This is a genomic window from Sedimentitalea sp., from assembly GCF_039973035.1.
Classification (GTDB): Bacteria; Pseudomonadota; Alphaproteobacteria; order Rhodobacterales; family Rhodobacteraceae; genus Sedimentitalea.
In genome coordinates, this window is the sequence record NZ_JBDWLR010000065.1 from 1 (window position 1) to 24003 (window position 24003).

At 54.4% G+C, this 24003-nt stretch carries 19 protein-coding genes and 2 pseudogenes; 13 read left to right on the plus strand and 8 right to left on the minus strand.

All coding sequences use genetic code 11. The features are described 5' to 3' along the window. Positions 1-106: integrase core domain-containing protein (locus ABJO75_RS16730; protein WP_348129038.1), on the plus strand; the 106-nt coding region annotated here is incomplete at its 5' end. Positions 107-301: 195 nt separating this feature from the next. On the opposite strand, the pseudogene ABJO75_RS16735 reads toward ABJO75_RS16730, so the two are convergent. Continuing rightward, positions 302-714: pseudogene (locus tag ABJO75_RS16735) on the minus strand (IS6 family transposase); the annotation flags it as partial. 94 nt (positions 715-808) lie between these two features. Beyond that, positions 809-1681 carry a lipase family protein gene (locus ABJO75_RS16740; protein WP_348134955.1) on the minus strand — a complete coding sequence of 291 codons (873 nt, stop codon included), beginning with the start codon at positions 1679-1681 and terminating at the stop codon, positions 809-811. A gap of 660 nt (positions 1682-2341) precedes the next feature. On the opposite strand from ABJO75_RS16740, the gene ABJO75_RS16745 reads away from it, so the two are divergent. Beyond that, complete coding sequence (locus ABJO75_RS16745; RefSeq protein ID WP_348134957.1) at positions 2342-3568, plus strand: META domain-containing protein; 1227 nt, start codon at positions 2342-2344, stop codon at positions 3566-3568. Positions 3569-3923: 355 nt separating this feature from the next. Here ABJO75_RS16745 and ABJO75_RS16750 read toward each other — a convergent pair whose 3' ends face one another. Then, positions 3924-4061, minus strand: a complete 138-nt coding sequence (locus tag ABJO75_RS16750; RefSeq protein ID WP_348134958.1) for a hypothetical protein — start codon at positions 4059-4061, stop codon at positions 3924-3926. A gap of 447 nt (positions 4062-4508) precedes the next feature. On the opposite strand from ABJO75_RS16750, the gene ABJO75_RS16755 reads away from it, so the two are divergent. Then, complete coding sequence (locus ABJO75_RS16755) at positions 4509-5372, plus strand: YihY/virulence factor BrkB family protein (RefSeq protein WP_348134960.1); 864 nt, start codon at positions 4509-4511, stop codon at positions 5370-5372. 223 nt (positions 5373-5595) lie between these two features. Here ABJO75_RS16755 and ABJO75_RS16760 read toward each other — a convergent pair whose 3' ends face one another. The 4 genes and pseudogenes from ABJO75_RS16760 to ABJO75_RS16775 all read right to left on the minus strand — a co-directional run bounded on the left by ABJO75_RS16760 (position 5596) and on the right by ABJO75_RS16775 (position 9827). Further along, a complete protein-coding gene (locus tag ABJO75_RS16760) occupies positions 5596-6684 on the minus strand; it encodes an AI-2E family transporter (protein WP_348134962.1) in 1089 nt (362 codons plus the stop codon). A gap of 389 nt (positions 6685-7073) precedes the next feature. Beyond that, positions 7074-7310: pseudogene (locus ABJO75_RS16765) on the minus strand (IS5/IS1182 family transposase); the annotation flags it as partial. Positions 7311-7366: 56 nt separating this feature from the next. Beyond that, positions 7367-8221, minus strand: a complete 855-nt coding sequence (locus ABJO75_RS16770; RefSeq protein ID WP_348134964.1) for a hypothetical protein — start codon at positions 8219-8221, stop codon at positions 7367-7369. Beyond that, the gene (locus tag ABJO75_RS16775; RefSeq protein ID WP_348414025.1) at positions 8199-9827 is read right to left on the minus strand and encodes an alpha/beta-hydrolase family protein; all 1629 of its coding nucleotides are present in this window, start codon (positions 9825-9827) and stop codon (positions 8199-8201) included. Before ABJO75_RS16775 ends, ABJO75_RS16770 begins: the two co-directional genes overlap by 23 nt. 109 nt (positions 9828-9936) lie before the next feature. Between ABJO75_RS16775 and ABJO75_RS16780 the strand changes: the two genes are divergently transcribed. The 3 genes from ABJO75_RS16780 (at position 9937) to ABJO75_RS16790 (ending at position 14745) form a co-directional block, all read left to right on the plus strand. Further along, a complete protein-coding gene (locus tag ABJO75_RS16780; RefSeq protein WP_348134968.1) occupies positions 9937-10197 on the plus strand; it encodes a hypothetical protein in 261 nt (86 codons plus the stop codon). A gap of 197 nt (positions 10198-10394) precedes the next feature. Then, entirely contained in the window at positions 10395-11462 is a 1068-nt protein-coding gene (locus tag ABJO75_RS16785) for a linear amide C-N hydrolase (protein ID WP_348134970.1), read from the plus strand. 211 nt (positions 11463-11673) lie between these two features. Further along, positions 11674-14745, plus strand: coding sequence for an AsmA family protein (locus ABJO75_RS16790; protein ID WP_348134972.1), 3072 nt, complete (start codon positions 11674-11676; stop codon positions 14743-14745). A 613-nt stretch (positions 14746-15358) separates the two neighbouring features. Here ABJO75_RS16790 and ABJO75_RS16795 read toward each other — a convergent pair. Next, positions 15359-15793 carry a transposase gene (locus ABJO75_RS16795; protein ID WP_348134974.1) on the minus strand — a complete coding sequence of 145 codons (435 nt, stop codon included), beginning with the start codon at positions 15791-15793 and terminating at the stop codon, positions 15359-15361. Positions 15794-16305: 512 nt separating this feature from the next. On the opposite strand from ABJO75_RS16795, the gene ABJO75_RS16800 reads away from it, so the two are divergent. The 7 genes from ABJO75_RS16800 (at position 16306) to ABJO75_RS16830 (ending at position 23958) form a co-directional block, all read left to right on the plus strand. Continuing rightward, entirely contained in the window at positions 16306-17394 is a 1089-nt protein-coding gene (locus ABJO75_RS16800) for a calcium:proton antiporter (RefSeq protein ID WP_348134976.1), read from the plus strand. Between the two features lie 96 nt (positions 17395-17490). After that, positions 17491-18558: a transporter substrate-binding domain-containing protein gene (locus ABJO75_RS16805; RefSeq protein ID WP_348134978.1), complete on the plus strand. Its 1068-nt coding sequence runs from the start codon at positions 17491-17493 to the stop codon at positions 18556-18558. Continuing rightward, on the plus strand, positions 18558-19607 hold the full coding sequence (locus ABJO75_RS16810) for a magnesium transporter (RefSeq protein WP_348134980.1): 1050 nt from the start codon (positions 18558-18560) through the stop codon (positions 19605-19607). The genes ABJO75_RS16805 and ABJO75_RS16810 overlap by 1 nt, the downstream gene beginning before the upstream one ends. A gap of 18 nt (positions 19608-19625) precedes the next feature. Then, entirely contained in the window at positions 19626-19862 is a 237-nt protein-coding gene (locus ABJO75_RS16815; protein ID WP_348134982.1) for a YtcA family lipoprotein, read from the plus strand. 3 nt (positions 19863-19865) lie between these two features. Continuing rightward, entirely contained in the window at positions 19866-20918 is a 1053-nt protein-coding gene (mdtN, locus tag ABJO75_RS16820; RefSeq protein WP_348134984.1) for a multidrug transporter subunit MdtN, read from the plus strand. Continuing rightward, complete coding sequence (locus ABJO75_RS16825; protein WP_348134986.1) at positions 20905-22683, plus strand: FUSC family protein; 1779 nt, start codon at positions 20905-20907, stop codon at positions 22681-22683. Before mdtN ends, ABJO75_RS16825 begins: the two co-directional genes overlap by 14 nt. Positions 22684-22842: 159 nt before the next feature. Beyond that, positions 22843-23958 carry a linear amide C-N hydrolase gene (locus tag ABJO75_RS16830; RefSeq protein WP_348134988.1) on the plus strand — a complete coding sequence of 372 codons (1116 nt, stop codon included), beginning with the start codon at positions 22843-22845 and terminating at the stop codon, positions 23956-23958. Positions 23959-24003: the final 45 nt, after the last annotated feature.

The window sequence follows — 24003 nt, forward strand, 5'->3', positions numbered from 1 at the left end:
ATGGAGGAACCATTACAACACCAAACGACCCCATAGTGCTCTGGGCTACCGCCCACCTGCGCCAGAGGCCATCGTTCAGATGGACCAAAGGCCATTCATGCACTAACTCTCAATTTGGACCACTCAAGTGGGGCTGTTCACTCCCAAACCTATCAGAAGAGATCAGGGGATGTCCACTCCATCACAACCCTCGAAGATTGCACTCCATACAATTGAACGGTCTCCACATCAGCATTCTTGGCAGGCCGGAAGAAAATGTGACGACACCAACACGATGTTGCCAGTAAACTGGCTGAGGGATATTCGATCCGCTCTTGTCGATTGCAACTTTGTCTGGCCAGCCGTTATTTCCGTTGGCTTTCATGAAAAACGCGGTCGCTGCGGACTCGTCGCGACGCTCAAACAGCATGAAATCAAGGGTGTTCCCTGTTTGTCGATTGCTCGGTACAAATAGGCCAACTCGCCTTTTACTTTGACATAGGTCTCATCCATTCGCCACGAGCGGCCCGTCGGTGACTTCCAGAGATGGGCTTATTCGGCAATCGCGTCCACATATTTCTCGACCCAACGATTGAGCGTCGCATGACCCAAATCGACGCCACGTTCTGCCATGATCTCTTCGAGATCGCGATACGAAACGGGAAAGCGGACGTAGAAATACACGGCGTACAGGATCACGGATTTCGGGTACTGCGCGCCTTTGAAACTGATCAACTCTTCAATCCTGCTACCGGCTTCTGAAGTCGCGCCAATTGGACCAGGTTGGAACCGGACGCAACGGAACTCCGAAAGTTAGCGAGACAACCGTTCAGATATGACCCGCTGACGTGTCAGATGACTGTCGGACAGAATATGGTATCTGTTTCGATCCGGCTCTGACCTTCTCTTTGATATTTGAAAGATATTTATCCATCTGGTGATCTTTAACAGAAAGGTGGCTAATATTTCGCCAAAATTCGCCGACAGATACACGGTTGGCATCATGCTCTGGTAGATAGACATAGTCAGGGCCATCCATGAGAATAACCTCAGGCGAGAAGTGCTGGTACTTCCTGCCCAGAGCGTTTGGTGGAATCATGGGTACAATGTCCTCCTCGTTTACAACCCGTGTGATCAAATCAACAGGATCATCAACGGGTCTCTTGGATGTGACCTTGGGTTGGCCAAAGGTGACGACACGGTCTACATCGTAGTCTTCCCGTTCGAGATAGGCGGCCACGATCACCGCAACGGCCCCCCCGAGCGAATGCCCCGTCACGCGTATCGGTAAGTCCTTTCGCAGATAAGGGGACGCATCGGTGTAGACTGCCCATGCATCATCTCTAAATCCGCGATGCAAAGGAATACCTATAATTCTGTCGGGCAGGAGGGCAATTTCGATGTCTTCCCAGACATTCGGTTTTTGTGCCGTGCCCCGGATCGACAGAGTCTGATTTCTGTTGGTCAAATCAGTTTCGATGAAATACTGGACGCCGACGGATTTAACCGTCACAATCCGTGTGGCCAACGGGAATGCTTTGCGGATATCCGAAACTGAATCGTACGCAGCCTTGGAACGCTTTGCGTAATATTCAAGATCGGCGAAATCGACCTTCGTCGGGACAACGACTGAAAGAGATTGCTCCAAGTCCGGTGACAAAGGCGCGGCACAGCCTGTCAGCGCAAGCAGTAGAAAAGCCATAGTTGGGATGAAACTTGATCGGCTTATCTTTCCAGATGTCCCGATCGTACATTTGTCATAAATCACGGCTGTCTTTCTCACGAATACGAGCTTGGCGGGGTGACGTATCAAGACTATGCGACATCTTCCGATCATATCCGCGCTTCCCCACGTTTACGGTTCTGCTGAGATCCTGGTTTGAGTATTACAGAGAGGCCAAATTAGGACGTGGGCGTGTCGGATTTGGCAGAGAATGCGAAACCATCAAAATTGCAGATGAAAGTCGTGACTATTTTTGATCCAACAAGGCATGAATCGACATTCCCCAGGTCGCTTTCCGCATGAATTTAAGATTGCAGGACCATGCTTGCAGATCAAGAGTATATTGCCCTGGTTGGTTTCTGTGATCCTCCAAGCATACGAAGTTCGGTGTTGCACATCGCTCGTCATCGCCGCGTCTGGCGCAACTGCCTCGCTCTTGTGCGGGTATACTTGTATCGCGGCATTGTTGAATTTTTGACGGCGGTGGTGGTGTTCCGGCTGTATGGGGATCGAACCACATCAATTGCGGTAAATCACGAGGCGCACTTGGACAAGAAGACCAGTCAGCATCGAAAATGCCGTTTCGTAGATGCTCAGGTCTGCTATACGCGACGCGCGATTGTAAGAAAGGAATAGTTTATGTTGCGTTCTAGCTTGATACTCCTGTTTGCGACGGTTGCAGCAACTGGAGCGGGTGCACAGGAGCAGCGTAAAGTTTCCGGTTCTGCAGTCTATCGTGAACGCATGGCGTTGCCGCCAAACTCTTCACTATCAGTCGAAGCTACTGGATTTCAGGGCGCTGATCTTGGGGCGGTTGATCTGGATGCCAACGAGCAGCAGGTTCCTTGGCCGTTTTCGTTTGATATCCTGGCTGGGGTGAATGCCACGGTTCGCGCAGCCATCCGGGTTGACGGTCTCCCCCGTTGGGTCAGCGACCCGATCACCATCGACGCCGGGGCTGAAAGTGTCGACCTTGGTAAGATCATGATGGTTGGATTTGAGCCGATTGGCTTTGAGAGCAAGTACACATGCGGTGACATCGATCTTGATGTGGGCTTTCGCGATGATGAGGCCGTGGTGCAAACGGATGAGCGCATTTATATCCTGAAAGAGACGATCTCAGCCGATGGCGCGAAATTCGAAGCAGAAGATGGTTTGAACATCTTCTGGAGCAAAGGCGACCGGGCAATGGTAACGCTTGACGGAAATGACCTCGCAGATTGCGTGATAATACCTGAAGAAGCGCAAACTGCCTGGATTGCGCAAGGTAACGAGCCTGGGTGGACTGTTGCCATCGCTGACAGCCGTATTTTGATGAGCCTTAATTATGGCGAAGAGAGGCTTGATCTGCGCCTGCCGGAACTGACGCTCATCGACGGTGGCTATCGCTACAGGTTTGCGCAGTTCGGGCTGGAATTCAGCGTGATGGACAAAATTTGTCGTGACGATATGACTGGGCGCGTGTTCCCTCAGACGGCCGAGCTGACCACGGCAGACGGCACGCTCAAGGGTTGCGGCGGCAACAGCATGAGCTTGCTCGAGGAAAAACAGTGGACTGTGTCAAGTATAAATGGAGAACCTGTAGTGGAAGCGGACAACGCTCCATTGATCTCGATCACAGATGATATGCAAATTTATGGCTCGACCGGTTGCAATCGCTATACTGGTCCGTTTTGGATGCAAGGTGATGGTGCCTTGGGCATAGGCTCTCTGGCGGTCACGCAGATGGCCTGTGATACCGCGCTGACGGAGCAAGAGCAGCTATTCTTGGATACTTTGGCGTCTGTGCAGCGCTTCGATATAGATGACGCGGGCAGTTTGCTTCTGCTTTCTGACGATACGCCTGTGATCCGGGCGGAGCGTTAATTCGCCTGAAACGCTTGGTGTCTGACGGCGTTGTTGCGCAGGTGGTTTGGCATGATCCCTGCGGTAAGGCGCGCTCCGGGCGCTAAGTAATTCACAGTATATCCCCATTGTCCGCAGGAGATATTTCTCTCATTTATGGCCGTGTTGCACAGATCAACTGCAACTCAAAACGCGCCCTACTGGAGACGGATTTCAGGCGGTGCGTTCGAGAAACGCGGGCGGTCAAGCCCGGTCATCCGGTTGAGAACTCGGACGCCGATCCTGTTTTCTGACTCTCGAAGGGGCGAGCCTTAATTTTGGACCCATTGACGGCTTTCTGGCGGCCCATGAGAGTTTCGCCCAGGCTGCGTTGAATTTAGCCAGTGACTTTCTGCCAGGCCATCCGCCCGCGGGCTGCGATCTCGGCGATATCCCAGTCACGTGCCGCCGGATTCTGTGCCGCATTATGGCTCGGGCTGGCATTCTTGGGAGGAGGGATTGTGACCTCAATCATCGCTCCGAAGCGCACGGCAAGAAGGTCGTGTGTTGGGTCGCCGTCGTATGCACCGTCTGCCAGAAATTGGGCGAGCGGGCTGGCTATTTGGTCCAGCAGACCCGGTAGGGCTGTCGGACCACCGGGATTTCACCACGGCGGTCAGCATTTATTTGTGCGGCATGCCCAACATCCTGAAGGGGAACGAGTAATCTCAGTATCAGGCTGACAACGATCCCTGCAACAACGTCCCGCCATACCATTCCTTGAGCTCTTTGTGTTGGCTGCATACGGGTTGAAAAACTACGACCACCTCTGTTTTTTGTCTTTTGGGGTCTCCACTCGTCAGGCAATGCAACCAAAATTCGGAACATCACAACACGGCTAAATAAAATCGCGGCTGGCCCTAAGCACAATCTGACGAGTATAGGCTTTATCCCAGAACCAGATCTATGAGGACAAGAAACCATGCCTGTTCCAGAGCATCCCTTCGACCAACGGGCTATTCAGAAGACAGATATATATCAAATCGCGTTCAGGGTTTGGACCACGATGAAGCAATCTGAGACAGGATCGCACTGCGCGAGCGTGGGCTTTTTCGGCTTTCTGTCTGTGTTTCCCATCCTAGCTATATTCGTGCTGATCTACGGCCTTGCGTTCTCTCCGTCGGAGATCGAGGCACAATTTGCGACACTTCGGCCGTTCCTGCCGGAGAGCGTGTATCAGCTTCTTGATGAACAGTTGAAGGAACTCGGCTTAAGCACAATCTCGAACCTCACGATCGGATTGCTCTTCTCTACCCTGGCATCGCTTTATATGGGATCACGGGGCATCAAGTATCTGATCCTTTTGATCAATTTTGCATCTCACGAAACGACGTCGCGAAGTTTCTTTAACCGAACCATTTTGGCCGTAGGGCTGACAATTGGGGCGTTGCTTCTCTTCATTTCTTGTCTCGCAGCACTCACTTTTCTCCCGCTGTTGATCAGGCATCTTCCTTTTCCCAGGGCCATGAACGATCTGGCACTATGGGGTCGGTGGCCTTTTCTTATGACAGTCATCTTTGGAAGTTTCCTTCTGTTGTACAGATTCGGGCCGGAGCACGGAAAACTAAGCAGGCGGGCATTGGCTCCAGGCGCCGCACTTGCGACCGTGTCGTGGCTGGTTCTTTTGGTGGGGTTTTCCTACTATGTGAACCACTTCAGCCATTACAGCGTAACGTTCGGCACTCTCTCCGCGGCTGTCGTGTTGATGCTTTGGATCTATTACTCAGCATTTGTTGTTGCTCTTGGCGCTGCCCTCAACTTTGAAATTGATCGTTGCTCGCGATAGTCGATGCGGCAGGAAACGAACGACTTATCAGGGTGCGGCCTGCGAGGTATAAAGCGAGAATGGAACTCGAATACATGGACCTCTGCTTGGACGGGAAACGGCAGCTGTCCGGAGCTGATGATGGATCATGTTTGCATCAGGGCCGATTGCGTTTGAATCGCGGTCATCAAATTGATGATCCCCGACAAGCCTCTGTGCGCCTGTTCGGGGCGCGGTCGTTTGTTCAATTCTGATCTTTTTGCGCGTCTGAATCGACCCACCATAAAACCAACTCGTAAAAAACCGCCAGAACGATTGGACCAATAAAGAGTCCCGGCAGGCCGTAAACGATGGCCCCGCCCAGAACACCGATCAGGATAACGATCATCGGCGTATCAAGCCCGCGACTCATGATCATCGGCTTGCCTATGCTTTCAAGGGCATAGGTCGGCACCATCGCAAGCGTGAACGGCAGTGCAGCCATCCAGTCCTTGGTAATCCAGACCCAAATCACAAGAGGGGAAATGAGCACGATTGCCCCGATCTGTGAGATCGCCAGCACAAGGGCCACGGCGGCAAGCAGCCCGGCATGGGGGACACCGGTCAACAGAAGCGCCAACCCGATCGCGATGGCCTGCATGACCGCAATACCGATGATCCCTTGTGCGACGTTGGGTATTGTCACGATTGCGAGGTCGACAAAGGTGGTTCCACGTGGGCCCGCGACGCGCAGCGCCAATTTACGGGTGTATGCCCCGAGCGCGGGGGCGGCCTCTTGCAAGAACCCTGTTGCAATCACGGCCACAGCGAAGACGGATATGCCTTTTGCGAGCCTTTCGACAGCCTCAAGTAACCATTGCCCCGGTCGCACGAGCGTGTGCCCATATTGCTTGAACAGCCCGTGCAGATCGGTGCCGGACAGAGTCCAGTTCTTGTCCAGGAATGAGCCGACAACCGGCAAGGCCGTCACTTGTGTGGGGAGGTCGGGTAGGCTGATGCCCCCATCTCTCACGCTAACGGCCAACTGTTCGAGGGTGATCACGAGGCTGGAACTGAGGGCCCCAATCGGGCCGATCAACAGAACCATCAGAACAACAGTCAGCAGTGCCGCAGCCAATTTCCCGCGTCCACCGAACCGGGCCTTCAGCCACAAATAGACTGGGTGCGTAGCGACCGTCAGAATGATCGTCCAAACAAGAATACCTGCGAATGGTCGGACTATCGCGAGAGACACATACACGAACAAAAGCAATGCGCCGAGGCGAATGGCACTTTGAATAAAGATCTGCTCGGGTGTGCGCGTGGGTAAATGATCTTCGTGATTGATTGACATCTGATCTCTGGTCTCTGGTCGTTGGCAGTGGTTGCACTGAGGGACGACGTCAGATCGATTCAGGCCGTTTCGTCAATTCCGCGCCAAATAAATGTGAACAGGGCAAAACATGCAATGCCAAACAGCGTCCCGGGCGTTGGTAAATGACGCATCGCACGAGAACCGGCCCACCTTCATTCTTAAGAATTCTATAAGAGATTGTCGGTTAGGCCTCAGAATGAAACGGAAAAATCACCACAAGATGTGGCATTGCATAGCCAATGTGTATGGCAAATTGCAACATAATTACCATAGTAGAAAATTTGGCCGACTCTGAATCCAAACCCGTTCTTGTAGACTCTGTTGCATAAAGTCGTTTCTGAACGAACTCCCCCTTTCCCCGGACACAGCTATCCCATGGTTTCCGTGACGGGTATGCCGAGCGCGGTGTAGCCGTTCATGACTGCAATACGGACCTGAACCTCTGCAACATGTCGGTCAAAGTCCCGCGCCATGAGGCGCTGTCCCAAGAGTTTCATACAGTGCATCTTCGTTTCGGCACGGCTTCGGCGGTGGTATTGGCTCCAGTTTTGCCAGATCGCGCGGCCGAGGTATTTGGATGCCCGCATGGCCTCGTTGCGTGCGATGAGTGCAGTCTCTAAATTTGATCACCACGATCAATCCCCCCCTAAACAGGGCTGCCCTAGAACCGCCATGTAAGCCCAAGCAGGGGGCCTTCCATGGTCCAATCGATCTTTGTCCCTCCATTCTCGTAATCGACATCCAGGCGACGATAGCCTGCCGACAGGAATAGGTTATCGTTAACTTGATAATTAGCGGTGATCAACGCCTGAATAGTTTGGTCCGAACCGACGCCGAAACCGCCGACATCAAAATAGGCAATGGCCGACCAACGCGGTCCCAGCTGGATATTGGCGCGAAGGGCCAGAACCGGATCGGTAAAGCTTTTCTCGACCCTGGCCAATCGCGAACCCGCGACATCAATGTTGGCTTTGATGTTCCAGAGCCGCGCCCCGCCCAGCACATCCAGAGACCAGGATTTTTCTTTGTGGACGCGCCAGCCCGCGGCCAGAGTCATCGAGCGTTGTTGCAACTCCCCCTCGACCGGAATGCCCGGTGGGATGCGGCCACCCCGAGAACTGGAGGAATAGCTGACATCCGCCAGCACCACCAAACGATCCCTGCGGGCAAATCCAGTCAGAAAAAAAGCGCCCTCAAGATCATCCCTGCCTTCGGAAAAACTTCTGTTGAATGATAGGTCAGGCGCGCCAGAAAAGGGAGTCAGGTTCCCACTGACACCAACCGCCCAAACATAGGGTGTAATCTGTCCGACCCATTCATCCTGTGCGGCAGCAGGAATGGCGGCTAGGGTCGAAAAGACCGCAAGTGCACATGATGTCACTAATTTAGAAAGCATTTTGTTATCTTTTTGAAAATTTCTTACTGGGGCGTTTTCTGACCTGCTGACAGATTCCCCGTGCTGTAGGCTACCAGAACGGAAAAGAGGGCGATACTTATGGTCTACCTCCGCATCCAATTTGCGGGTCTTGGCCGCAATGTTTCTTTAGTCTTTCGGACATATCCTCATTCCAGTCTTGAGGTGCGGTGACGGCTACCCAGGCGTCGATATAATCCTTAGTGCTATAGGTGTGCCCAAAACCGGCAGGCGGCAACGTGCTGAGCGCCATATCGACTGCTAGTTGAAGCTGGGTCACAATCGGAGTGAAAAACAATGCGGGCGAGACATCCGGTGCCGCCGCTTCGCGCATCCAGATAGGTTCTTGCCATAGCGTCGAGGGGGAATAAAAGACAATCGGATCGCTGGCATATTGCAAGAAAAGGACCCGCATCCTGCCCCAAGGCTCGCCCGAACGATCGGGTTCCCCAAATTGACTGGAATAGCGGATGACCTGCCCCTGATCAATTTCGGGAAGGACATAAGGGCTTGAGGACCGACGTGCAGAGTTTGCCTGATTCCACAAAGTTGAAGAGAAAGGCGGGCCGACCCAAAGCGCTCCGTCGATGGGTTCGTTGATCATCTGGAAGATGTTGAAGGCAAACATCGACGACCACGCCCCAAGCGACATCCCATGCATGTAAAGCCGGGGCCGATGCTCCTTGGGAAGCTCGATCCAATATTTGTAGACCACCTGCATTAGTGCTGTCGCCTGTTCAAGTCCGGATTCGGTTTCAAAGATCAGCGCCAGCGGACTTTGCAGATAAGAGTATTGCGCTGCCACCGTCGCTATGTCGCCATCATGCATGTATTCCAGCGCATCATAGCTAGCGGGATCCATCCAGCCGGTTCCTGTCGGGCTGGCCACGATCAGAATTTTACGCTGGAAGGCACCTGTCCGGATCATCTCCTCCAAGGCAAAGCGTGCGCGCACCATCGGATCGCTGTCCTGGGCAAGCCCCACGTAAATCCGCAGGGGTTGCTTGGCCGAACGTTGGTTAAAGGTCTCAATATCAATTTTCTTCGGGCCGCCAAGAACAAATTCCCGCCCTGGCTCCCCCATCAGGTCCCAACTAATCTCTGATTGTACTGAACCTGATTGCCAGCCGGCCGTGGGCGCGGCGAGCTGCGGTTTGGTCAAATGCTGGGCGGCTACGTAAGATTTGTCGAGGATTTGCATGGCATTGTTGACGACGCCATCGCGGGTGACAACGATCACTACCAGCGCAGATAACAGCAGGCCCAGTACATTGGCATTACGCTCGGGGATATAGCGCGAGAGCCGGTTGCGCAGCAAATCGAAAAGCTGTTGGATCAAGACACCAATCAGAAAGAGCGCCAGAAAAACCACGAGCGCGACTGCAATAACTTTCAACGTACTAGTGGCCTCAAGCACGGGCAGGTCCATGCGCAGTCGAATACTGTCCTGCCAGTCCCTAGCTTCTCCGGCGCAGAAAACCAACAAGCTGAAAACGGGAATTGCCAAGGTGATCTTCGCGATCCTTGCTGGCACGCCCGTCAGCATCGGAACTGCCAAAGCGCTCCATAAAGCCAGGACAAAGCGCATTATCAGATAGCCGCTTGCCATCGCCACGCCGGCCAGAAGGCCTTGAAATAGCATGTCGCGGGGGATCAGCGACGGGGTCAGGGTCGCCGACGACAAGAACAATCCGCTCAAAAGCGACACGACTGAAAATCTTGGCAGGGTTCGAAATAACAGCATGAGAGTAAATTCATTGAAATTAGACAAATCACTTTGCGTATATCTTGGACTATACGCCGGAGGAAGTAGATGTTTGATCCCGCAGATTGACGGTGCGATCCTTTCTCATAAATGGAAGGAAGCTATGTGGGAGGCGTTGAGCGGGGGTATCCACACCATCACGGACGGTTCGGACCAAACTATTCAGGCGTTGATCACCGCTAATTATCAAGTTAACGATAACTTATTCCTGTCGGCAGGCTATCGTCGCCTGGATCTCGACTACGAGGATGGAGGAACAAAGATCGACTGGACCATGGTAGGCCCCATGCTTGAGCTTACATGGCGGATCTAGGGCAGCGCTGTTTAGGGGTGGTTTGATCGTGGTGATCAAATTTGGCGACTGCACTCACCCGTGAACGGTTTGGTACAGTGGTACGATGCCATCGATCTGAGCTGCCCGCGACCAAATGTTTTTTGGTGTTCCTGCGTTTACTCACGTTACCTCGCCCCGAGACACCAACATCTATCAATAAAACCGGAGATTTTCGAATGAACAGTCTTTCCCGAGTACGCCGCATTGCCTGTGCGTCTTGTGTCGCCTTTTTGTTAGTCCCTTCAACGCTGGCGAATGCATGCACCCGTGTGGTTTATCTCGGCGCGAACGACACGATCATCACCGCGCGCTCCATGGACTGGAGCGAGCCTATGCTGACCAATCTCTACGCCCTGCCACGCGGGATGGAACGAAATGGCGAGGCTGGGCCAAATTCGCTGCAATGGACCGCCAAATACGGCTCGGTCGTGGCGACGGGTTACGACGTCTCGACAACCGACGGGATGAACGAGGCAGGTTTGGTCGCAAACCTCTTGTGGCTGGCGGAATCCGAGTATCCGGAGTTCTCGGACGAAACGAAGCCTGGCTTGACCATCGCGGCTTGGGCGCAATACGTGCTCGACAACTTCGCGACGGTGTCCGAGGCGGTTGAGGTGCTGCGCAATCCGCCATTCACCTTGGTGTCAGCGAATGTGCCGGGTCAGGATCGTCTGACGACGCTGCACCTGTCGCTTTCCGATGCCACTGGCGACAGTGCGATCGTCGAGTATATCGATGGCAAGCCCCTCGTGCATCACGGTCGTCAGTACCAAGTCATGACCAACTCTCCCCGGTTCGACAAGCAACTTGCGCTCAATTCCTACTGGAAAGAGATCGGCGGAACAGTGATGCTGCCCGGTACGTCGCGCGCGGCTGACCGCTTTGCCCGGGCGTCTTTTTATGTGAACGCTGTCCCGCAGGACACCAGTCCAGATCGCGCACTGGCCAGCGTCTTTGGCGTAATCCGAAATGCGTCGGTGCCGCTTGGTATCGGTACGTCGGACCGCCCCGAGATCAGCTCGACCCGGTGGCGCACCGTGGTGGACCACAAGCGCGGACTGTACTTCTTTGAATCGGCGCGAACCCCTAACACCTTCTGGGTGAACATCAACGATATCGACTTTTCGGCTGAGTCGGGGCAGGTCATGCGTTTGGATCTGGGTCCGGAGCAAACGCATACTTTCGCAGGCGACTCGACTGACGCTTTTGAGCCAGCCGAGCCCTTTAAGTTCGAAGGACTCTAAACAGACAGCTTCGAGCTTGACGAGCAGCGCCGGGAACACGAAGTGGCTTTCCCGGCGCGCCACCCTCTACAGCCGCGCATCTCACCGGCCAAGTGGGCGTGTTGCCCGCATCTGACGAAGGTTAGATGCTTTGTGAAGTCAATTGCCTGCAACCGAGATTCTGTTAATTTGAATTTTTGGAAAACGACAATTGCCCAAAAAGTGACTGAATATGACGGTTCGATTAATCAAATTGGTTTTGAAAGCGTTCGGAGTTATCGTCACTCTTTTGGTCGCTTTGATTACCATAGCTATTTTGGTCCTAGACGATAACGATTATCGCAAGATATCGATCTATTTGGCAGAACGGTTCACCGGCCGGACAGTTGCCATAGACGGACCGTTTTCTTTAACCGTTTCCATGCACCCCACACTCTCGGTCTCGGGTGTACGGATCGATAACCCGTCATGGGCGACGCAACCGTACCTTGCGCAAATTGGTCACCTTAACGTTCAGATGTCGCTACGACAGCTTCTCTTAGGCAAGCTTTCGGTTCCGCTGCTTGCCGTTTCAGATGCGCAAGTCAACTTGGAAATCAATGCGGATGGCCTCAGAAGTTGGACGAACGATACGCGGCGCCCCGAACCAACGACCAAGAGCTTTCGGGTCCCGGCATTTGGCGATGTGAAGTTAAAGAACTTCACCGGGCGCTATCTCGATACGGTTACTGGTCTTAAGACTGTTGTTGAACTAACGACGCTGTCGATTGACGAGGTCGACGCCCTTAACCAACTCAATGCCCAGGGACGCTGGAATGACAGAGCCTTCAGCGCATCCGGGAGCTCCGGAACACTGGCTGATGCCTTGGAGTCGACCAAACCCTTTCCGGTCGATATGGCAATGTCGCTTGTCGGCCTCGATTTGACGATGAAAGGTACGATTGCCGAACCGACAGATGGCGATGGGCTCGATATTCATGTGACAGCATTATCCAGCGACGTTTCGAAGATCGGCTTGGCATTGGGCGAAGATACAGCCGTCAAAGGTCAGCTCACCGGGAGCGCAGACCTAAGACGAAATCTCGCGGCACCTGAGTTCGCAAACATAAATTTGACCGTGACCGGCGGACAAAAGCAGCCTACCGCGTCGACCAAGATCGTTTTAACTGGTGACATCGCTGGAATGCACCTTGGCGGCCAGACGTTTATGGATGGCGTTGACATCAAGGCAGGGGTCAACGCGCCGTCAACGGTGATTTCACACCTATTGAATGCGCATTTGCCAGACCTTGGGCCCGTCGAAAGTAGCTTTTCGCTTACAGGAAGTTCAAAGACGCTTAGAGTTTCGAATACCCAACTCAAAATCGGTGACGGAACAGATCTGACAATCGCGGCGACTGGCGGCGTGACCGCATTGCAGATAATGCCAGCACTGGCCATGTCAGGATTGGATTTTCAACTGCGCGCCAGTGCACCAACGGTCGCAGATGCTGTCAAACCGATTGGCCTGACGCTGCCCGATCTTGGCCCGGTTTCTGCCAGCGCACAGCTAAGCGGTGATCTCCAGCAGCTTGATCTCGATCAGATCGACCTTCGCGTGGGCGGAAGCATTCATCCGATGCAAGCCACCGGGAAGATTGAAAATATCCTCATTCAAGGAAATAGGCCCGCCGATGTCGCTATCACGGGTGCGGTGACGCCATGGTTGGTGGGGTTGGTTGGCAGGAAGCTGCCAGATCTCGGAATAATGAATGTGGCCGGACAGGTGAGCCGGGTCGCAGGTAGCTTGCAATTCGACCATGTTCAGATCGTGGCGGACGACACGGATATCTTATCTATAAAGGCGACCAGTGCAGCGGTCAGAGACCCCAAGACGGGAAGGGCCGCACTGGACATAGATATTGCGGCCAAAAATCTTGAAGTTGTCGGCTCGATTATTGGTCTGCGGATACCCGCGCTAGGCCCATTTTCCTATAGTGGCCGCCTGATGGGCAAGCTCGGCGCACTCAGTACCATAGGTAAAGGACGTCTCGGCCAGACGGTTTTCACCGAGAACCTCTCTGCTACATTGTCGGGCGCGCGTCCGCGCGTGTCGGGTCAGGTGTCGATCCCTGTCCTCTATCTGGCCGATATTGGCATCCATCCCGATGGACCCTGGCAATCGAGCGCACCCGATGATGCCCGAACCAAGCCAAGAGCGTTGCCGTTCGGCGCCCTCCGCGCTGTGGACCTTGTCCTGCTCTTGGACATTGACCAGATTGAAGGCCATGATATGTCAATAGACCGCGGCAGATTGGACCTTGCCCTCGAAACTGGCGTTCTGCAAATCAAACCACTCAGGTTCGATACCGTGGGTGGATCATTCACAATCGACGCGAATGTAGACGCGAGATCATTACCAACGCAGATCACTGTTGATGCCGCAGGTGAGAACATAGTTCTCGAACAGGTGTTCAAACAGGTCCAGAGAACTGTTCCGCTGGATGGCGAGCTGGATTTTCTTCTGAAACTAAATAGCAGTGGCGACACTCTTGGAGAGCTCGTGTCCACGCTGGAAGGTTCGACCGACTTCGCAATCTCGCGTGGCCACATCTACAATCGGTATTTCGACTTGCTCGGATCAAGTCTGATCCATTGGCTGTTGCTCGGCAGAGAAGTGAGATCAGCGCCCGATCTCCGTTGCTTTGTTGGCCAATTTGCGATCGATGCAGGAGACGCAAGAGTAAGGACGCTTCTACTGGAGACCGCGTCGACGATTTCCCGGGCTTCAGGCAATATCGATTTCGCGGACAAGACACTTGATGTTCTGGTCCGGCCACATTCTCTGACATCGCAGTTGTTGATCACCACGCCTTATCAAGTCGAGGGTCCATGGAGCGCTCCGCGTGTCCGCTACAGCGAGCTACGTGTGGCAGCCCGACTGGTCGCAGAACTGGCACTTTCGCCAATTCTAACGATCCAAGAGCTGGCGCATCTACTGAGAGGCCGTAAAGTGGAACGCGATAACCTTTGCCTAGAGTGGGGACCCACACCAACGGAACTGGCACCATCTTCGGCCTCGGATTTCAAGCCCGGTAGCCCCGGTTATTCAATCGACCCGGTCAGGGCCAGTTCATATGTCGCTCTGACCGATACGCATTTACGCCACGGCCCAGGCACCAATTTTGCAATCGCAAAAACTTTCGCCCCGGGGGAAACAATGGAAGTCACTGGCAAGTTACGGGGTTTGAATTGGTATACCGTAACCATGTCGCATGAGCGCCAAGGCTACGTTTGGGGAAAGCTCATTCGCCCGGCCAACTAAGTATCCCGATGAGCGGCGCTGTAGCACGGATGCTCTGAAGTTCGGAACGCGCCCTACTGGAGGCGGAATTCAGGCGGTGCGTTTGCAACGTGGCCGGCTAAGTCCGGTCATCCGGTTAAGAACCTGCACGCCAATCTTAGCCTCTGTTTTCTGGTTCCAAAAGCTGCACGCCCTTAGCTTGGACCCAATAACCGTTTTCCAGCGGCCCATGAGAGGTTCACCTCGGCTGCGTAGATTGTAGCCAGAGGCTTTCTGGCACGCCATCCGTCCGTGGCTTTCGATCTCGGTGATATGGCAGTCACGCGCCGTCGGATTGTGGGCCTCACTGGGGCTCACAATCGCGTTTCTGGGAGGCGGGATCGTCACCTCGATCATCGGTCCGTACCGAGCGACAAACAAACCAGATATTGCTGCTCCGTCGTAGGCTCCATCTGCAAGGAACCAATCAACCGGACCGTCAACTTTATCCAAAAAAACCTGGCAGTGCGGTCGGATCGCCAACGTCGTCCTTGGTGAGATCAAAGCGAACAATCTCCCCGCTGACAAGATCAAGACCGAGGTGCAGCTTGCGCCAAGAGCGCCGTTTGCGCTTGGTTTTAGGCCTTGTCTTCAGCTATTCGCCTTCGCCGAAGATCTTCAGGTCAGTACAGTCCGTGACCAGTTGTAGAGGTCTGTCGCTCTTGGATTTCGGGTTCGCGCGCAACGTCCGCCTACCGCCCCGGCGCAATAGGGTGGAAAAATCCGGCACTGCGATCTCAACCCTCAGCAGCCGCGCAATAGAGCGCATCAAGCCTTGGGTTTGCCGCAATGGCTGCTTGAAGACCAAGCCCAGCGTCAGGCACATCTCGATCGCCAGATCAGAGTAGCGCCGCTGTCCGCCACGCGTGGTTCGGCATAGTGCCGACCACAAGGCAAGCGCGTCTTCGCTGATCCAAGCCGTTAGATCCCCGCGTTGTCGCAGGCAATTGTTGTATTCAGCCCAGTTTGTCACTTGATGCCGTTGCTTCGGGATCTTGCCACGACGACTGGCGTTTAACTTGAGCGGCATTTACAGCATCCTGAAAAGAACAGACCGCCTCGTTATTAATTACCCGTGGGACGATCCCTGCAACAACGCCAATGCGCAACTTCGTGCTGAAAGTGGACGAGTTCCCGAAAGGGCGTTTCGACGAATGGGCTCGTGATCTGATCAACGGTAATTCTATGGTGGAGGCAGCCGCCGGTCCATGGGGCATTACCCGTCAAGCCACCTGAATTTGAGGTATATTTATCTGCAGTTGCTGCCTCCGAAGGCGCACATCAGATGCTTGGCATGCCTTTTCGGCTACCCATCACCGAGATTATAGGACAGGTCTGTCCTAGGAAAGGGGAGCTGTGCTCAAAGTCCAACTTACGCAACAAGGCTCCTAACCTTCAGAGAAGGCGCCGACGCCAAGCTGCTCAAGAATGGTGAGTTATCGCTAAAAAACCCAAAATTCAAGGCCTTGAATTTCCTCATAAAATATCGCACTCAGATCTCAACTGCTTAACAAGACATCCACTCAGAAGGGTCGGACAACGATGTCACGGCAAGAGGTCATAAATTCTTGGTCTATTGGTGCACCGCTGACAGGGGTGGCGCTGTTTGGAGTGATTGAAGCAGTATTTCACGCAAATCCACCTGGCCTTTTGTATTTGATTGCTGTGCCAATATTGTTCGTGACCGTATTTGCCGCAGTTCACCACGCAGAAGTCATTGCATGCAAGGTTGGGCAGCCCTTCGGATCCCTCTTGCTGGCCTTGTCAGTAACGATCATCGAAGTTGCGCTGATTGTATCAATGTTGCTGTCGGATGATGCCGGCGACAGCCCTGTTGCGCGTGACACGGTGTTTGCGGCCATCATGATCGTTCTGAACGGAATCGTAGGTCTCTGCCTGCTGATTGGCGGTCTGCGTTTTCACGAACAAGAATTCCAAGCGCGCGGCGCCACCGCTCCATTGGGTGTGTTGGGGACTTTGGCCGTCTTGTGCCTGATCTTGCCCAATTTCACGCAGTCTATCTATGGTCCCGTCTATGCCCCTGCACAGTTGATGTTTGTGGCGATCATGTCGCTCGTTCTGTATGCACTGTTTCTTTTTGTCCAGATGGTATCGCATCGCGGCGACTTTCTGGATCTTGCCAGCATTTCTGTGGAAGACCACGGGCCGGTTCCTGGCCGCACCTTGTTGATGGCAGTGATATTGCTGCCTATCTCTTTGATCACAGTCGTACTTCTGGCCGAAATGCTCGCGGAGCCGGTTCGCAGCGCCATCATTGGGGCCGAGCTCCCTGAGGCACTGGTTGGTGTCATCATCGCGCTGATTGTGCTGATGCCCGAAGGTATCGCCTCAATTCGTGCAGCCACCCAGAACAAGTTGCAGACCAGTCTCAATCTTGCCTTGGGGTCGGCGCTCGCAAGTTTGTGTTTGACGATCCCGGTGGTCTCGTTGATTTCCATCGTACAGGGGCAACCCTTGGTGCTCGGGCTTGATGCCGAACACATCGTCCTGCTGGTCTTGACGCTGTTCATGAGCACGTTGTCTCTGGCCATGGGCAAAACAACTATCATGCAGGGTGGCATCCACCTTGTCATATTCGGTGCTTTCCTAGCCATTTCCGCAATTCCCTGAGTCGCCGCTCTATGGAGCAGGTTTGTTGTGAAACTTTGAAATTGAGAACGTAACAAGATGTCGAGACTTCGTTTCCCCAGAGACCCCATTACGCTGATGAATACATTCGCACTCACGCTCTTGTTTGTCTTCGCGGTAACGTTTGCCTCTGCTCAGGATGAGGCGCCGAATCTGATCGTCGGGGTACATGACAGCCCACCTTTCGTAATGTCCGAAGATGGTCAATATTCGGGCTTCGCGATTGATCTGTGGGATCGGATGGCAGGCGACTTGGGGTATCAGTTCGAATATCAAGAATACGATACGGTACGCGAATTGATAGACGCGACCGCAGAAGGCGAGATCGATGTAGCGGTCAGCAACTTAACCATTACCGAAGACCGTACATCGCGCATCGATTTTACCCAGCCCTGGTATGACTCTGGGTTGCGGATCATGATCGACGACAGGGCCGGTTCCAATTTCTGGAGCTTGCTCGCGGGTTTAAAGGATTCGGGCTTCTTGCGCGCCTATGCTTGGCTGGCATTTGCGATCGTCTTCGCTTCGGTCGCTTTCACCTTTTTTGATCGCAAATTCGACAAGGATTTCCCAGCGGCCTTTCGCGACGGCTTTGCGGAAAGTTTCTATACCGTGATGACTGTGGCGACCTCGGGAAAACCGCCGAAACGTAAGAACTTGTTCGGTTGGTTGGGCAGAATGTGGCAAGGTTTCTGGCTGGTTTTCGGAGTCGTGGTCGTTGCTTTCGTCACGTCCTCGATCACCAGCGTCATGACCACGCTAAGCATTAAGAACAACATTCGCAGCGTAGCCGATTTGCCTGGTCTAAATGTCGCCGTTGTCGATGGCAGCACCGCGGAGAGCTTTGCGTTGAACAACGGGTTGGCAACCATATCCTACCCTAGGGTTTCCGCTGCGGCGAATGCTCTGCTTTCCGAACATGTTCAGGCAGTGATCGGTGACAAACCGGTGCTGGAATACTATGCGCAGCAGCATTCCGGCGAGCCTCTGACTGTTGTTGGGGCAGTATTCAGCCCAGAAAAGTACGGTTTTGGCCTGACCAGAAACAGCCCATTGCGTAAAGCAATCACCGTAGAGGTGGTCGGGGCACGTGAGGACGGGACCTTGCGTGAACTCAGCATCAAATACTTCGGACTTAACCCCTGATGGCATGGCGCGGTGCAGGCGACATGTTGCGCGATACGTTTACCGAACCTTTTCGTTCGGCCCTGAGCATCGCAAATCCAGAAGCGATATTGCTGCAGTCCGGTACTCGTTGCGGCGACGCCGCCGAACAGATCGCTGGTGCCGGGGCGCAATTGGTCCCGTCGGCCTGTGTCTTGGAAGAAAACGCCCGCTTGATCGGCATTCTCAGCCTGCGACAATGCCTGCAAAACCCGTCAGAGACACTGATCGACGATGTCATGTCTCGCGCGCCTACTTACGCCGGTCCGGACTGGTCGTCTGATGAGGCTGCGCGCAAGATCCTAGACGACGACCTGGCCATCCTGCCGGTATTGGACCACGACAACAAGCTGGCTGGGGTTATTTCCCAGAAACGGGCATGCCGCCATCTTCTGGGAAAGGCCGAGGATGACGTTAACGACGCAGCTGGCTTGGTCGGCCCGCCTGCGGACGACTATGCCCAGATGTCAATCTGGGCAGATTTTCGTCGTCGCGCGCCCTGGGTACTTATTCTGGCCGTGGCCGGTCTCGCCGCGGGGTATGTCGTTCACATCTACGAAGACGCCCTGGACGCGCTGGTCATTCTTGCGCTCTACATGCCGATGGTCGCGGACACTGGCGGCAACGTCGGCACCCAGTCCGCTAGCCTGGTCACGCGCGCAATTAGTTCAGGCAGCATTAAGGTGCGCAGCGCAATGCTGGTACTGTGGCGCGAAACACGGGTGTCGCTGATGATGGCGGCGGCCCTATTCTCGTTCGCCTATTTCAAGGTACTGCTGATTTCCAACCCGGCGGATATTCCGCTGGGGCTGACGTTGAGCGAGATCGCCTTTGCCATCGGAGTCGCGCTGGCAGTACAGGTCGTCAGCGCGACATTGATCGGTGCAGTCCTGCCGCTTGGCGCGGTAGCCGCCCGGCTTGATCCAGCAGTTGTATCCGGACCCGCTCTCACCACGATTGTCGATTTGTCCGGGTTGATTATTTACTTCGGACTAACGACCCACATGCTGGGACTCGGCATGACCGGATAGTACAAGGATATAGATTTCATGCTCAATGCGTCAGTTCAGGCAACCGCCGCAAATGCCCCTTCGCTGCCCATGTTCGGTAGCTACTTCCCCTATTGGCTGATCAGCCTGTTCAGCGCCGTGATGCTCACGGTGGTGATCCGTGTGATACTGGTGACCGTCGGGGTTGACGACTTTCTACGCTGGCGGGTCGTCACCTACATGAGCCTTGCGCTGTCCCTGACCTTTCTGATCTCGTTTCTGTATTTTGGACGCTGAGTCATGACCGCCAAACCGTTTTCCCGTTTTGCCTTAGTACTTGGAACATTGCTCAGCCTAGCGATTGTCGCCTCGGCTGCCGTCCTTGGCTATCGCAGCTACCGTTTGGGTCAGCAAAATCCTTTGTCTGACGATGCTTCGATAGATGCCGAAATCATTCAGATGGCGATGGGCGTACCCGGCAGGATCAAGGCCGTTCACGTCAAGGAAAACGCCCTTGTCAGCAAGGGCGACATTCTGGTCAGCCTAGATGATACTGCGTTGCGGCTTGCAGTCGAACAAACCCGTTCGGATGTCGAAATGGCCAACGCCGCAGCCAGTGACCAAGCTCGCAATATTCAGGCTGAACTGGCCAATGCCGAAATCGCAGCAGACCAGGTAGAACGCGCGCAGGCAAATCTGGAGCTGGCAACGCAAACTCTGGATCGTCTGTTGCCGATGGAGGACAAAGGGTTCGTGTCCAAGCAACAGGTCGATGATGCCCGCACACTTAAGCGCAATGCTGAAGTCAGCTTGCGCGAAGCCACGCGGCAACAAGAGGCTGCGCGAGCTCTCATCGGCGATGAAATGGGGGCCGCTGCCCTCATCCGGGCCCGTCTGGCAGCGCTGGCTATTGCTGAATACGAACTTGCAGGAACGGTGTTGCGGGCACCACAAGACGGACGAATAGTTGGCATGACAGTCGCCGAAGGGGACTATGTCTTGCCTGACCAGTCGATGTTCTCGCTTATCCGCACCGGTGAATGGTTCGTGACGGCAAGTTATCCAGAAACAATTCTGCCAAATATAACTGCCGGAAATTGCGTAACGGTCTATGCGCTTTCCGAACGCAAGAGACCTATCAAAGGGATCGTCGAAAGTATCGGCTGGGGCATTGCGTCAAAGGAGCTGATCAACCTGCCGATTTCCCTGCCGATCGTTCCAAAATCACTGGACTGGGTTCGAGTTCAACAACGCTTCCCAGTGCGGATTCGGTTGACCAATCCCCCAGAAGACTTGATGCGAGTCGGCGCCTCTGTAGTGGCAACGGTGCACCAATCCGATGACGACTGTTAGCGCTCCCTTCTCCCAGCTGGTCGCACAGGCCTGGCAGGATTTGCAGCCGTTTGAAGGACGGTTTGCGCTGGCTTGGCGCGTGGCCTTATTGTGCGCCCTGGTGACCGGCGTCGCCATGACCTTTCGCATCCCCGAAGCGGCGATCAGCTGTTATTTGGTCATTTTTCTGATGAAACCTGACGCGGTCATGAACTGTCTCTTGGGCATTGGCTTGATACTGCTCGCATCGCTTGTCGTACTATTGATGATTCCGGTAATCAATTTCAGCATCGACAGCGCCGCCATGCGACTAGCCATCATGTTTTTTGCGTCCTACTTTTTCCTGTTTCTCAGCGCGACTACTCCATTGGGGGAACAGGCGGCCATCGTGGGGCTGATCATTGCCTTCATCATGTCATTGGTCACAAGTGTACCAATCGGGCAAATCGGGGATCAGGGACTGCTGGCAGCTTGGAAAATGGCCTGCATGCCGATGGCGCTGATGGTCCTGTTCAACTTGATCTTAGGCGTGCCCGCACAGACGCATGTGCGAAACCTGATCGTGAAGCGGCTCGAAACGGCCGCACTGGAACTGGAACTTTCCGGCAATCCCGAGGACCTCACCGAAATGCTGGCGGAAGGAAACGATCCGTCGCTACAGCAAATGGTATTGGTTCGAATTCTTAACCTGGTTCCACGACCACAGTCGACCTGGCTGAATGGGGCAATCGAAACCAGCTATCGGCTGCTTCTGGCCTCTCAGGCCCCATTGGCTGATATCCAAATCGACCGTCGACCCGAAATCGCCGCGCAGATTCGACAGATGGCCAAGCAGATAGCGGGCGGTTCTATACCGGCTGCACCAGAGTTTGAACCGCAGAGTCACGCGGAACAGACGTGCCTTGCAACATTACAAGGGTTGGCTCGGTCGGATGGCGGCGCTGCTCCTAAACCAACTCCCCAAGCCTTACTCGCAGCTGATGCATTTACCAATCCCGACTATCAACGCTACGCACTGAAGACTTCAATTGCGGCTATGCTGTGCTACCTGATCTACACAGGCATCCAATGGGACGGCATCCATACTGCCCTGATCACCTGTTACGTGGCGGCGCTTGGCACCACCGGAGAGACCGTGCGCAAGCTGACCTTGCGGATTGTCGGCTGCCTGTTCGGAGCTGCACTGGGATGCGCGGCGCTGTTGTTTGTGATGCCAAGCCTGACATCGGTTGGCGGGTTGATGCTGCTGGTGTTTGGGGCGGTATTGATTGCCGCTTGGGTATCCTCAGGCAATGAACGCATTTCTTACTGTGGCGTCCAGATTGCCTTGGCCTTCCTCTTGACGACACTGAACGGGTTCGGGCCCAGTTTCGAATTTTCGCAGGCCGGTGACCGGATCGGGGGAATTTTGCTGGGAATTTTCGTGATCTACGTCATCTTTACGCAGTTTTGGCCGGCCAGCATATACAACCGGATCCATCGGGAACTCGCAGAAACCGCCACGCGGGTGTACGAACTGGCCCGTCTTTCGCAACCTGAGCGCTCTAAAGAAATCGCGAGTTCTGCTGCTATTCTGAAGACGCTTTCCGAAACGCCTAATGCGCTGAGCATGGCCAGTTTCGAACCGCGCCATCAGCGTGCTGACGCAACCACACTGGCACGCTGCGCGGAGATTCGTGACGAATTGGAGATGCTTTTTCGAACGGTCTGGTTCGCAGAAACAGTCCCGCCGACCGCCCTCTTCCAACTATCGACACTGAACAAGGAGCTATCCAACCCAACCTGACCCACCGAGCAGTGTTCGGCTTTGACTTGCTATCTCTGCGGAGCCGGCAATGACAGAGATGCGAACACGTTTGACCAAGCCTCGCAGAGCGTGTTGTCAGACAAAAGTAGTCCAAGACATCTCGCGCGTAGAACCAGACCAGAAACAGAAAGACGTCGCATGTGTACTTCTCTCATCTATCTTGATGCATCGGGTAAGGCCTATTTTGGTCGAACACTCGAACTCACCTCGGACCTTCCGTATCAGCTTGTCTACTTTCCAAAGGGGCTTGCCTTTTCGTCGGAAATCGAGGGCCACCCGGCGCTAACCTATGACAGCAAATTTGCCGTTCTTGCTGTGACTATGCCCGGGCGCATTCCGACCGCAGATGCTCCACTGGGTTTTGCTGATCTGAAAGTTCTCGAAGGTATGAACGATCAGGGATTGACCTTCAGTCTGCTGTCTTACCCCACAGCGGGAGGGCCGCATGCTGCAGTCGAGGCGACGCAGGCCGTGCTTTCGGCATCTGATCTGGGGACTTGGGCGCTTGGACAGTTTTCCACAGTGGCTGAGGTCAAGACGGCACTGGAGGAACAACCGGTCCTGCTTGAAGCGCTGACGCTTCTGGGCGGTGTGGAATCGCCTTTCCACTATGTCGTTCACGACGCAAGCGGCGCATCCTTCGTGATCGAATTCAACAAAGGTCAGATGACGACCTATGACAACCCTGTCGGTGTCATGACCAATGGTCCCGAATTCAGCTGGCATCTGACAAATATGGACAATTATACGTTCCTCAACAACGTCGATAAGTCCAACGCCACCTTTGGCAGCTATCGGGCAACACAGCCGGATTCCGGTATCGCCACCGCCGGTCTGCCCGGTTCCAACACATCAGTTGGCCGCTTTGTACGGGCCGCTTACTATGCGCAGTATGCCGAAAAGGCCACGGAGCCTGACACCGCTGTCATGACGCTTGCTCACGTGATGAACAATTTCGACCGCCCACGTGGCATTTCGATCGATTACCCCTCCGAAGGTGGCGGCCATCTTGAGGTCGCTGGGCTCTCGCAGGAATCAAGCGAAACCTACGCGACCGAATACACCTGCTGGACCAACCTGTCGGACCTTGACCGCAAGCGGTTCTACTTGAGGACCTATCGCAGCTTGAACTACGCGAGCTTTGACATGACAGCCCTCGCCGAAATGAGGGGAGTCTGCGTCCTGCCTGTCAGCCATCTGGATGGTCTTTCCGGAGATGCCAGCGAAACCCTGAAACAGGCCAAAGCGACCTGACTGATTCAGACAACATCACCAAACGGGCTGGCCTACTGGTCAGCT